This window comes from Ruegeria sp. H8, from assembly GCF_056532905.1.
Genome location: NZ_JBQFNY010000001.1, coordinates 85,956 through 98,253, shown reverse-complemented (window position 1 = coordinate 98,253; position 12,298 = coordinate 85,956). Strand labels below are relative to the sequence as shown.

Sequence of the window (12,298 nt, the reverse complement as noted above, 5' to 3'; positions counted from 1 at the left end):
TGCGTTCAGAGTTTTTCGTCTTCTCGTCGGAACGCGCCCTGCACGATCCGGTCCATTACCATGGCAAGGAACAGGATCGCAAAGCCCCCCAGCAGGCCCGGCCCCTTGGCAGCATATTGCAGCGCCTCGAGGATTTCCTTGCCCAAACCGCCCCCGCCGATCAGCGAGATGATCACGACCATGGACAGGCACATCAGGATCGTCTGGTTCACACCGGTCATGATCGATGGCAGCGCCAGCGGGATTTCAACATCCTTCAACAGTTGCCATTTCGACGCGCCAAAGGCGACGGCAGCTTCCTTGATGCTTTCAGGCACCCCCCGCATTCCCAGTGCCGTCAGGCGGATCACCGGCGGCATGCCAAAGATGATGGTGGCCAGAATCCCCGGCGGGTTGCCGGTGCCGAAGAAGGCGATGATCGGGATCAGGTAGACGAAGGCGGGCAGCGTCTGCATCAGGTCCAGAACCGGTTCCGCCGCGCGATAAGCGCGCTGCGACTTTCCGAACCAGATACCCAGCGGAATGCCGAAGACGACGCACAGCAACACCGCCGCACCGACCAGAGCAACCGTTTCCATCGCCACGTCCCAATACCCCAGCAACGCGATATAGGCCAGGGAAGACGCGGTGAAGATGGCAACCCTTGGTCCCGCCGCACGCCAGGCCGTCACACAGATGACCAGCATGACCACCGGCCAGGGCGACCCGATCAGTGCAATCGTCAGCGCATCAAGCACCGATCGCACGCCCGCCACGATCCCGTCAAAGATGTCGCCGCCCGCCGCAGCGGCCGCATCAATCCTGGCCTCCATCCAGTTTGCCAGGCTCGAGAACAGCGTGCCGTTGCCTTCCCCAAGAAACATCGCAGACACTTGCTGTTCCGGGAACGCGTCCAACAATGGAAGGGATGCGTTCACGGTGAACTTGTACACAATCAATGGTCCAATTGCTGCAACAAGGATCGCGCCCATGACGATGTTACGGGTCGAACGCCCACTTTCCGTGCTGTCCGGATCGATACGCCAGTTCGAATACTGTTTCTCGTAGACGCGGTCGGCATAGAACCCTTGAACCAATTTGAACACCAGCAACATCAACAACCCGGTAATCAGGATTCCTGCCGCCTCGGACTGCGCGGCGGCAGCCCTTTCCAGACTTGTGGCCGCTGCTTTCTGTATGTTCTCGGCCAGTTTGGTGAAACGGTCGATATCGGCCTGTTCCGTGGCATCCGCTGCGCGCGCCAACAGTTCGGCCGCGCGTTCCTGCTGACGGGCGGCGCGGTCCGCGAAATCGGCGCCGGGATTGCCCCACGCGCCCCTGCCGATCTGAACCCACGCGATGATCTCAAGGATCAGAAAGGTCCAGAACATGCCCCAAATGGCGCGTGACGCAGACCAGAACGGCCCCAGCAACGCGGCCCACTTGTTGAATGTGTTGGGAATCGCGCTGGTCGCATCATGAATCTTGTGGAAGGCGTTGACATAGTAGTCACCGTTCGGACCCGCGAACTCTTTGATGGAAAGGTCCAGGGCCTCGCGATCGACCTCGATATCAGAGGCGGCGGTTACTTTCATCTCTGTTGCAGCATCAGTCATTTTTGCCCCCCTGGATACCGCGCAACAGGCGCGGCTTGGTCACGACGCCCACATCAACGCCCGCATCCGTGATGACGACCGGCAGATCAGAATTCACGGCCAGGTCGATCAGTTGATCCAGATCCGCGCCCTCGTCCGCTCGGGGCGCACCGTCGAGCGGCCCTGAATAACTGTCCACCGGCTCCATAATGGAATGCGCTTTGACCAGTTTGAGTTTTGAGATGCCCTGAACGAATTCGCGTACGTAATCGTCGGACGGGTTCATGACGATGTCTTCGGGTGTTCCGATCTGCACGATGACGCCGTCCTTCATGATCGCAATCCGGTGGCCGATCCGAATGGCTTCGTCCAGATCGTGGGTGATGAACAGCGTGGTCTTCTTCAGCTGTGCCACAAGCGCTTTGAACTGGTCCTGCAATTGCAGGCGGATCAGCGGATCGAGGGCCGAGAAAGGTTCATCCATCAACAGGATTTCCGGGTCCGAAGCCAGCGCCCGCGCGATCCCCACGCGTTGCTGCATCCCGCCCGAAAGCTCTTTGGGCAGGCGGTCCTCGTAACCTGTCAGATTCACCAGGCTCAGCGCGTGATCCGAGACGGCCCAGCGCTTTGACTTGGACACCTTTCGGATCTCCAACGGATAGGCCACATTATCGCGTACGGAACGATGCGGCATCAGCGCCATGTGCTGAAAGACCATCCCGATTTGCTGGGCGCGAATGCGGCGCAACTCGGATTCCGACAGTTTCGAAACATCGTGACCCAGAATCTCGATCCGACCCGCCGTGGGTTCGATCAATCGATTCACATGTCGCACCAAAGTGGACTTGCCCGAGCCGGACAGCCCCATGATACAGAAAATCTCACCCCTCGGCACTTCGAACGTGGCGCCCTGAACGCCGACAACACAGTTGAACCGCTCCAGAACCTCCGGCTTGCCTATGCCTTCGTTTCTGACCGCTTCCATTGCCTCTTCCGCACGCGAGCCGAATATCTTCCAAACGTTTTCTAATTTTACGACAGGTTCGTCCATTTATCCCCCACAGGGCGATGCCCTGCCCGACAGAAAAAGGCCGCCGCGGTTTTGCGCGACGGCCCAAAGATTGGTGATTTAGTTGGTCAGCCAGCCAATGACGGTGTCTTCATTCGCAGCCACCCATTCCTTGGCGAAATCCGCAGCTTCGATGTTGTCGACGGCCAGCGCCTTGCCCATCGCGCTCAGATCGTCGCCTGTCATCTGGTAGTTGCTGAACAGGGCGGCCACTTCGGGATAGCTCTCTTCCAGTTCCTTGGCGTAGTGCAAGTGAAGCGTTGCTCCGTTCCAGGCCGAGGACGCCTCGGACTTGGACAACCAATCCGGATCATCCGTGGGCTGAACGATTGTCCAGGTGGCCGGATCATGAGGCGGTTCTTCCAGAACCGTCAGATCCTGTGTCACGAAGATATAGTGGGGGCTGTAGCAAAACCCGATCCACGGGTCGCCCGCTTTGGTCGCATTTGCCAGATTGGCATAGGCAATGGTTTCTTCGTATTCCGTAAGCTCGAAGATCTGGTCATAGCCATAGGACTTGGCCCGGATCTTCTCGACAACGGTCGACGCCCAACCCGGTGCTCCGATCCATACCTCAGGTGTTCCGTTGCCATCGGTGTCAAAGATCGCAACCTTGTCGGGGTCGCTCAGGTCATCGATCGATTTGATGTCATACTGTTCCGCGACATAGGTCGGCACGCACATGCCCTGCTCGGCCTGAACCGGGTTTTGGTTCATGACGACGGTGCCGTTTTCCTTGACATAGGTATCGTGCAGGTTCTGCTGATTGGGCATCCACACTTCCGGATGGACGTGCATCGAACCACTGTCCATCGCTTCGAAGACAATCGGGTTGGTGCCGTTTTGCAATTCCACGTCCAGGCCGAGGTTTTCTTCGATCACGACCTCAAGAATATGTGCCGTGGCGTTCACCGAGGCCCAGTTGGGCACACCGATCACGATATCCGCGGCCATGGCCGGCCCGGCAATCGCGAAAGATGCGCTTCCAAGTAGCGTTGCAATTTTTTTCATCTGATATCTCCGTGTTGGGTAGCTTCCGCGCTTGTTTTTCTCACCCTCTCGGGCAGCGGTGCGCTCAGGTTTTTGGTGTGGAAAAGTAGTGCCTTTCGGTTTTTTGGGGCCAGCAAAATCAAATGCTGACATAGCCCCGAAAGTGAAGCATGCGGATGCGTTGCCCATCAAGGGTTACGTCTTTCTACCTCATGAATGCGATATTATCATAAGTTTGTTTCGGCTTCTTGCAATTCAATACGGTACTTCCGAAACCTCCGAAACCGAAGATACCCGCTGTTTTCATGAGCACTGAATTGCCTCGCGCGAAAACCACAGCCAGTTTCAAAACGGCTTTTGAAGCTTTCCTTTTGCACGAAGCAATTGATATCAAGCAGATATTGCTGCCCCTGATACAGCGTGTCGCGCACGCCCCGCCCTCAAAACGAGGCGTGAAACCTCTCATTGGCGGTTCCGCCACCTAATCGTAGGAGCAAGCCCCACTGACAAGAAACCGTTCAACACTCTGTGAAATATGTCGCCTATTCCAACATTTCAGCTGGCATTCGCCTACCTACTGGTAGATAGTCACTCTTGTCGTTACCAAGGAAGAGAACTGAACCCATGGAAATCAATTCGGACTTCTCTGACCGCGTTGTCGTTCGCTCGGACCAGCTGGAATGGCAGGCCTCTCCTATGAAGGGTGTGGATCGCAGGATGCTGGACAGGATCGGAGGCGAGGTCGCACGGGCCACCACTATCGTGCGTTATGCGCCGGGCAGTCATTTCTCTGCCCACACCCATACCGGCGGTGAGGAATTCATTGTCCTTGACGGTGTATTTCAGGATGAACACGGTGACTATCCGGCGGGGACCTATGTGCGCAATCCGCCAACCTCGCAACACACACCGGGGTCGGAACCGGGATGCACGATCTTCGTCAAGCTCTGGCAGTTCGACATGAACGACCGAACCCAGTTTCGCAAAAACATGGTGGATGAGCTGCGCGCGCCCGCGAACGGCATCGCCACCGCAGTCCTGCATGAGGATGCGCGCGAGATAGTGACCTACTCCGATCTGGACGCGGGCGCGACGCTGCGCTCGGACGCCCCTGGCGGGATCGAGGTTCTGATAATCGACGGGTCGGTCACCGAAGGCGGGGACGAACTGGTCAAAAACGATTGGCTGCGCCTGCCTGAAGGCCACAGCCTGACGGCCGTTGCGGGGGCGAACGGGGCCAAGATCTGGATGAAAACAGGCCACCTGCCTTACGCCCAACCGCCGGCGGTGTGACCGATGTCTGAACAAAAACCCTTGGCGCTCGTCGCCGGAGCGGGGGCTGGGCTTGGCCAGGAGTTGGTGTCGCGTTTCCAGGCCGAAGGCATGGTGACTGTGGGTCTGGGCCGAACCCAACCCGACAACCCAATCGGTTCCTTTCATCAGGTCGATCTGTCCGACCCCGGCGAAACGGCACCGGTCATAGCCGATTTGATTGCCGCTTACGGGCCGCCCAAGATCGTGGTTCACAACACCGCAGAACTGGTGATCTCACCCTTCTTGAAAACAACGCTGAACGATTACCAGCGCAGCTGGACGTCGATGGTGCAAACGCTGATCGTGCTGGCGCAATCGGTGATGCAGCCGATGGTCCGTGGCGGTGGCGGAACCTTGATCGTGTCGGGTGCAACCGCCTCTCTGCGCGGTGGTGCACAGTTTTCAGCATTTGCTTCGGCCAAGTTTGCCCTGCGCGGGCTGACACAATCGCTTGCACGAGAGTTTCAACCGGCGGGCGTGCATATCACGCATGTCATTCTGGACGGCATAATCGACACGGCCCGGTCACGCGACCGGCACAGTCTGGACCCAGCCAAAATGATGAAGCCCGAAGATATTGCCGATGTATATTGGCAACTGGCGCAACAACCCCGGTCGACTTGGACCCAAGAGCTGGACCTGCGTCCTTCAACTGAGGGGTTCTGATCCATGCGCACCGATACGCTCATCATCGGCGGCGGGCTTTCAGGGCTCAGCCTGGCGACACAGCTTGTGGATCAGGGTCAGGAAGTACTGGTTGTTGAGGCGCGCAGCCGTCTGGGCGGACGCATTCTGACCGAGATTCAGGGGAACGCTCACCTGGACGTGGGTCCGGCTTGGTTCTGGCCCGGCCAGCCACGTATCGCAGCGCTGACAGACCGGCTGGGCCTGCACCGGTTTGACCAATTCAGTTCCGGCGCACTGAGTTTCGAAGATGAACAGGGCCGTGTTGAGCGGGGCCGCGGGTTTTCATCCATGGAAGGGTCATATCGTCTGGTCGGGGGGCTCGCTGCTTTGACAGATGCGCTGTCGGCACGGTTGCCGGATGGGGCAATTCACCTGTCCACGCAGATCACCGCCTTGGCCCGCACCGAAGGCGGGGTTCGGGTCACCACGCAATCTGGGCAGCATATTTTGGCGAACCGTGTGGTACTTGCCATGCCCCCACGCATCGCGGCCGAGTTGATCTATGAGCCCGCCCTGCCCGATGGCACGTTGTCAGCCATGCGGCACATCGCGACCTGGATGGCCGGCCAGGCCAAAGCGGTTGCGGTCTATGACACTCCGTTCTGGCGCGAAGACGGACTGTCAGGGGATGCAATGAGCCGGCGCGGTCCCATGGTGGAAATCCACGACGCGTCGCCTGCCAGCGGTGGTTCCTTCGCGCTGTTCGGTTTCATCGGCATCCCTGCGCAAGCGCGCCGGGATGAAGGGGATTTGCGGCAGCAGGTTCTGGCTCAGCTGGGGCGCTTGTTCGGGCGCAAGGCGACCAGCCCCAGCGCGCTTTTGCTAAAAGACTGGGCGTTTGATCGCTTCACAGCGACCGACCTAGACCTTCAGCCCGTATATGCCCATCCGCAGTACGGCATGCCGAAGGCCATGACACGGATCTGGGAAGACCGGATCATTTTCAGTGGCACCGAAACAGCCGCGCAATTTGGGGGATATCTGGAAGGTGCATTGGAAGCAGCAGAAAACACAGCGGCATTGTTGAGCGCAAATAAGATGAACGTGGCATGGAAATAGATACAAAAACCGCTTTGCTGAATTCTGCCGAATTTGCCGTACGCAGCAAAGGCTTCGACGGCTTCAGCTATGCTGACCTTGCCAATGATGTGGGCATCCGCAAGGCATCGATCCACTATCACTTCCCGACCAAAGCCGCGCTTTCTGCCGCTTTGATGACACGCTACCATTCCGAATTTACCGCGCGCTGCGACGAGATCGAGGAAACTTGTGACACGGCGGGCGGGCGCATGCGTGCATTGATCGCGCTGTATCGCGCGGCTTTGAACGACGGGAAAACCCTGTGCTTATGTGTGTCGCTGATCATCAGCCGGGAAAGCTTGTCGAATGAGGTCACCGACAAAATCCGCGAGTTCCGGCGCATGATGACCCGGTGGATCGAGAATGTCTTTGCGCTTGGCAAAGCCGATCATTCGATCACGGGCGTTGAGGATCCGAAAGCAGAGGCACGCGCGGCATTGGCCTTGCTGGAAGGCGCTCATCTGACGGCGCGGGCCGAGAAGAGCGCCCAAACCTTTGATGACGCCGTGGAAACGCTAACAGCACGTTGTTTGTGACACGGCCTAAGTTTGCTTATACAGAATGGCCGCGTCGATTGATGAGGCGCCTGCCCGCCTCAACCCGGTTTTTCATTCAAGGCCTACAATTCAACCCGCAAAGCAGAAAGCCTCACTCCAGCTTGACCCAGGCCGAATTTCTGGCAGAGCTTTGCACGCATGCGGCCACAAACCTGACGCCTTCAAGCCCATCCTGGACCGTTGGATAGACAACGGATGCGTCAGGTGAACTTCTGTTTCTGAACGCCAGAATGGCTTCGGCTGCTTCGCCATAGATATTGGCGAACCCTTCCAGGTAACCTTCGGGGTGTCCCGGGGGCACTCTGCTGAGCCGATTGGCCGCATCCCCTGCCGCAGCCCCATTTCGGGTGATCAGACGCTTTGGCTCTCCGTAAGGAGTAAACCAAAGATAGTTCGGGTCTTCCTGAGCCCACTCGATGCCGCCCTTTTCGCCGTAAACACGCAATCGCAGAGCGTTTTCGTTACCGGGCGCAACCTGCGAAGACCACAGCATGCCACGGGCTCCGCCTTGGAACCTCAGCAACACATGCGCGTTATCGTCGACCTGACGACCCGGCACAAAAGCCTGCAAATCCGCCGCAAGGCTTTCTGCCCTCAATCCGGTTACAAAGCAGGCAATATTATACGCATGAGTTCCGATATCACCGGTTGATCCTCCGGCACCGGAGCGTTCCGGATCAGTCCTCCACTCGGCCTGCTTGAAATCCTGCGGCTCTGTCAGCCAGTCTTGCGGATACTCAACCTGAACCACGCGGATTTTGCCGATATCCCCGTTGGCAACCATCTCACGCGCTTGCCGAACCATTGGATAGCCCGTGTAGTTGTGGGTAAGGATGAACAGCGCGTTTGAGTTTTCAGCGGTTTTGACCAGTTTCTTCGCATCACCAAGGGTCGACGTAAGCGGCTTATCGCAAATCACGTGAATGCCGCGTTTCAGAAACTCACGCGCGGCAGCATAGTGAACGTGATTTGGCGTGACGATCGAAACCGCTTCGATCCCGGATTTCAAACGCGCTTCTCGCATCGCCATCTGCTTGAAGTCATCGTAAACCCGCTCGAGGCCCAGCGCCTCGCCACTATCCCGGGATTTTTCGGGCGTCGAGGACAACGCGCCTGCAACCAGCTCGAACTTGTCATCCAGTCGCGCGGCTATGCGGTGGACACCGCCGATGAAAGCATCGTTTCCGCCGCCGACCATACCAAGGCGAATGCGCCCCGCTCTTTCTTCGTTGCGTCCTGTTACCATCAGCCTATCCCCAGCATTTTCCGATTGGCCGCTTCGTCGGTGCCGCCGTCGGCAAAGTCGTCAAAGGCCTTCTCGGTCACGCGAATAATATGATCAGAAACGAACTGCGCACCTTCACGCGCGCCGTCCTCGGGATGTTTCAGGCAGCATTCCCATTCGACCACGGCCCAGCCATCAAAGTCGTTTGCCGCCATCTTGGAAAAGACAGCCCCGAAATCCACCTGTCCATCGCCAAGTGACCTAAACCGCCCTGCCCGATCGACCCAGCTTTGATAGCCGGAATAGACACCTTGCCTTCCGGTCGGATTGAACTCGGCATCCTTTACGTGAAACATCCGGATGCGGTCTTTATAGATGTCGATATTGTCAAGGTAATCGAGGCATTGCAGGACATAATGCGACGGGTCGTACAGCATGCACGCCCGCGCATGGTTGCCTGTTCGTTCAAGGAACATTTCGTATGTCACCCCGTCATGAAGATCCTCGCCGGGGTGGATTTCATAGCAAACATCAACGCCACAGTCTTCGGCGTGGTCCAAAATCGGCACCCAACGACGGGCAAGCTCATCAAATGCGGTTTCAATCAGACCAGCAGGACGTTGGGGCCAAGGATACACGTAAGGCCAGGCCAGCGCGCCAGAGAATGTTGCATGAGCCGAGATTCCCAAATTCCGAGAAGCTGAAAGCGCTTTCTTGACCTGATCAACGGCCCATTCCTGCCGGGCTTTGGGATCTCCCCTGACGCTTTCGGCCGCAAAACCATCAAACGCCGTATCATAGGCCGGGTGAACAGCGACAAGTTGGCCTTGCAGGTGCGTCGATAATTCCGTGACTTCAACGCCGTTCTCTTGGGCTTTGCCCTTGAAGTCATCGCAATAGTCTTTGCTTGTCGCGGCCGTTTCAAGGTCGAACAACCGCCCGTCCCAACTGGGCACTTGAACGCCCCTGTATCCGCAATCCGCCGCCCATTTGGTTATGGCGTCCCATGAATTGAACGGCGCTTCGTCACCGGCAAATTGTGCAAGAAATAATGCAGGCCCTTTGATCGTCTTCATTCAGTTTCCTCCCCGAAACCAATGCCTCTATGGCGGCAAGTTTTCCTTCAGATAGATGTCGATGCGGATGCGTTCCTGTGATTTGTTGAACGGGACTTTGTCCGATGTTGCACGCAACAGACGCACGGCGGACCGCACCAGATGCCCGGAGTCCTGCGAGATCAGCGCGTCAAAGGTGCCACGGCGAAGCGCATCACGACTAAGCGGCGTGAGTTCATGCGCGATAATGACCAGATCCTTGCTGATCCTGCTCTCTGACAGAAATTGAACCAAACCCGCATTGCCCGCGGCGGAAGAGTATATTCCGACCAGGTCGGGGTAGGTCTCAAATATCCCAGGCATCATCTTGTAGATCAGATCCGGGTCATCCCTGCCCTCGACAGACGCCACGACTTCGAGATGAGGGAATTCTTCAGCGACAACAAGATCAAATCCCTGGCGCCGCTCCAGATGATCACGTGCCAAACGTGAACCCGTCAGAACCAAAACCTTACCCGGACGATGCACAAAGCGCCCCATCAACTGAGCTGCGGTTCGCCCGGCCGAAACGTTATCGATCCCGACAAAATGATCTCTGTCCGAGCTTGGCAAGTCCGACACCAATGCAACCACTGGAATGCCTTTATCCCTGACCCTCTTCACAGCGTCGCGGACCGAAGGCGTTTCCGGCCCGAATACGGCCACCCCGTCGACGCTCAGGTGGTCGACCCCATCCAGAATGTTGACAATGTCCTGAGGCTCGAACGGAGCGACCTTTTTTATCGTGACCCGCGTTCTTTCTATGAACTGATCGCGCGATTGTTCAGCTATCTGATCGCATATGGCCTCGACAAATTCATTGCCGGCATCCGGCAGAATAAAGACGAAATTGTAGACACGGTTCCGCGCGAGGTTGGCGGCAGCGGTGTCGCGCACATACCCAAGCTCATCAATCGCCTTTTGCACTTTCTGCACGGTGACCGCCCGCACACCGGGACGCCTGTTCAAGACCCGGTCAACAGTCGCCAGACTGACACCCGCAACGCGCGCGATGTCGTTTACGGTTGGCTTTTTCACCAATTCTAGTTTTTGCTTTTGGTCTTCCACGTGTCTTTCAGCCCTCAATCTCCCGTGCCAAGCCTTCGAACAACAATGCAACAGCTTCTGCACCCGGGTCGTTATGTCCGATCAGGTTTTCTTCGGGAACATAGGCTGCGCGGCCTGCCTTGGCACGGTGAATATTTGCGGTTTTGTCAGCACCTTCGCGCGCGGCTTTCGCGGCTTGCACCAGCCCTGAAGGCAGCGCCTCAAGCGCAGGTGCCAGAGCATCAATCATTGTCCTGTCGCCAACTTTGGCCCCACCTACCTGGCTGACCCGGTTCAGGCCTTCGACCAAAGACTTTGATATAGAAGCGCCACTGGCACAGGCATCTCCGGCGGCATTGAAAAAGATCGCCAGGATCACACCGGAAGATCCCCCCATGGTCTGGCTCAGTTCGTTGCCCAGCGCGGGAAACAATTGCGTCAGGTCCGCAAGAGGCATTCGATCCAGGCTTCCCTGCAAAGATCTGGCCGCTGTCGCCAAGGTACTGCCCGTATCTCCATCTCCGGATTTCGCGTCCAATTCGTTCAGGTCTTTCTCGGCTTGGATCAGCAGCTCTGCCAAGCGATTTATTGTTTCCTTGGTCGCCGGATTGTTCGACGGGATGGGGTCAATCGGGGTCAAACCATCTGGCAAAGGGGCAATTCGAACCGACTTTATCGTTTTGACCCCTGGCCATGCCGCCAACTCGACCGGTTCTTCCAGCGCCAACAAGTCATTCGGATCAACCGGCAGAATCGACACAGAAAATCCATGCATGTCCAGCGAAGTCATCATCGGTGCCGGACCGATAATATGTCCCGCGATACCGGTTTCGGACAAGGCGTGCGTCAAAACAGACATCTCAAGCGGTGTTGTAGACCCCAAGTTGTTTAACAGCGCCACGCAGTCACCCGCCCCCACTCGCTGCTTCAACTTTTCCACGACGGTGGACATTGCGGTCACGGCATTTGCGAACTCCACCTGCTCAACACCTGGCTCACCGTGAATACCCAACCCGAGCTCTGCTTTGCCGGGGGCAATCCTGTCTTCTTTCGGGGAACCCGGAACGGTGCAGGTGTCCAAACTCATCCCGATACTGACTACTTTCTCGACTACGTTCTTAGCGGCCTTGGTTACAGTTTCCAGATCAGCCCCACGTTCTGCCAATGCTCCGGCAATCTTGTGCACGAACAAGGTCCCTGCCACGCCACGCGGTTGCGGAAGGTCAGGAAGGGCGATGTCATCATCGACCACCACCATTTCCACCTTGCGCCCCAATGCGCGGGCGCGCTCGGCCGCCAGTCCAAAATTCAGCCGGTCGCCAGTATAATTCTTGACGATCAGCAAACACCCCGCCTCACCGGTCACGGCCAGAATGCCCGCCAGGACAGCTTCTACCGATGGGGAAGCGAAAACCTCTCCGCATACGGCCGCAGTTAACATTCCGGCGCCCACAAACCCGGCATGGGCAGGTTCGTGGCCGGAACCTCCGCCCGAAACCAGGGCGACTTTCGATTTGTCCCAATCCGATCTGTAGACAACCTTGATATGAGGGTACCCATCCAATCTGGTCAGTGCCCCACCTGAGGATGCAAGAAGACCATCTATCGCCTCGGTCACGAGGGTTTCTTTTGTGTTGAGGAACTGGGCCATGCTTTTGCTC

Annotated in this window: 11 protein-coding genes; 4 read left to right on the top strand and 7 right to left on the bottom strand. The window is 57.4% G+C overall.

The window, feature by feature from the left end:
* Window positions 1-5 precede the first annotated feature (5 nt).
* From ACR0A2_RS00445 to ACR0A2_RS00435, 3 genes are all read right to left on the bottom strand, one after another.
* Window positions 6-1,595, bottom strand: coding sequence for an ABC transporter permease (locus ACR0A2_RS00445; RefSeq protein ID WP_171362601.1), 1,590 nt, complete (start codon window positions 1,593-1,595; stop codon window positions 6-8).
* Window positions 1,588-2,625 (bottom strand): quaternary amine ABC transporter ATP-binding protein, encoded by a 1,038-nt coding sequence (locus ACR0A2_RS00440; protein ID WP_480833705.1) that lies wholly within the window; start codon window positions 2,623-2,625, stop codon window positions 1,588-1,590. Before ACR0A2_RS00440 ends, ACR0A2_RS00445 begins: the two co-directional genes overlap by 8 nt.
* Before the next feature lie 78 nt (window positions 2,626-2,703).
* Window positions 2,704-3,654: an ABC transporter substrate-binding protein gene (locus ACR0A2_RS00435; RefSeq protein WP_480833704.1), complete on the bottom strand. Its 951-nt coding sequence runs from the start codon at window positions 3,652-3,654 to the stop codon at window positions 2,704-2,706.
* A 603-nt stretch (window positions 3,655-4,257) separates the two neighbouring features.
* Here ACR0A2_RS00435 and ACR0A2_RS00430 point away from each other — a divergent pair.
* Genes ACR0A2_RS00430 through ACR0A2_RS00415 form a run of 4 tightly spaced genes read left to right on the top strand, consistent with a single transcriptional unit; the run spans window position 4,258 to window position 7,250 of the window.
* Window positions 4,258-4,926 (top strand): cupin domain-containing protein, encoded by a 669-nt coding sequence (locus tag ACR0A2_RS00430; RefSeq protein ID WP_480833702.1) that lies wholly within the window; start codon window positions 4,258-4,260, stop codon window positions 4,924-4,926.
* Between the two features lie 3 nt (window positions 4,927-4,929).
* Window positions 4,930-5,613 carry an SDR family NAD(P)-dependent oxidoreductase gene (locus tag ACR0A2_RS00425; protein ID WP_480833701.1) on the top strand — a complete coding sequence of 228 codons (684 nt, stop codon included), beginning with the start codon at window positions 4,930-4,932 and terminating at the stop codon, window positions 5,611-5,613.
* A 3-nt stretch (window positions 5,614-5,616) separates the two neighbouring features.
* Window positions 5,617-6,693 (top strand): flavin monoamine oxidase family protein, encoded by a 1,077-nt coding sequence (locus ACR0A2_RS00420; protein ID WP_480833700.1) that lies wholly within the window; start codon window positions 5,617-5,619, stop codon window positions 6,691-6,693.
* On the top strand, window positions 6,684-7,250 hold the full coding sequence (locus tag ACR0A2_RS00415) for a TetR/AcrR family transcriptional regulator (protein ID WP_480833699.1): 567 nt from the start codon (window positions 6,684-6,686) through the stop codon (window positions 7,248-7,250). Before ACR0A2_RS00420 ends, ACR0A2_RS00415 begins: the two co-directional genes overlap by 10 nt.
* Before the next feature lie 112 nt (window positions 7,251-7,362).
* Here the strand turns inward: ACR0A2_RS00415 and ACR0A2_RS00410 are convergent, their stop codons facing one another.
* Genes ACR0A2_RS00410 through ACR0A2_RS00395 form a run of 4 tightly spaced genes read right to left on the bottom strand, consistent with a single transcriptional unit; the run spans window position 7,363 to window position 12,288 of the window.
* Window positions 7,363-8,517 carry a Gfo/Idh/MocA family protein gene (locus ACR0A2_RS00410; protein ID WP_480833698.1) on the bottom strand — a complete coding sequence of 385 codons (1,155 nt, stop codon included), beginning with the start codon at window positions 8,515-8,517 and terminating at the stop codon, window positions 7,363-7,365.
* Window positions 8,517-9,572 (bottom strand): sugar phosphate isomerase/epimerase family protein, encoded by a 1,056-nt coding sequence (locus tag ACR0A2_RS00405; RefSeq protein WP_171167441.1) that lies wholly within the window; start codon window positions 9,570-9,572, stop codon window positions 8,517-8,519. The genes ACR0A2_RS00410 and ACR0A2_RS00405 overlap by 1 nt, the downstream gene beginning before the upstream one ends.
* A 27-nt stretch (window positions 9,573-9,599) precedes the next feature.
* Window positions 9,600-10,628, bottom strand: coding sequence for a LacI family DNA-binding transcriptional regulator (locus tag ACR0A2_RS00400; protein WP_367397080.1), 1,029 nt, complete (start codon window positions 10,626-10,628; stop codon window positions 9,600-9,602).
* Between the two features lie 37 nt (window positions 10,629-10,665).
* Window positions 10,666-12,288, bottom strand: coding sequence for a dihydroxyacetone kinase subunit DhaK (locus ACR0A2_RS00395; protein ID WP_480445571.1), 1,623 nt, complete (start codon window positions 12,286-12,288; stop codon window positions 10,666-10,668).
* Window positions 12,289-12,298 lie beyond the last annotated feature (10 nt).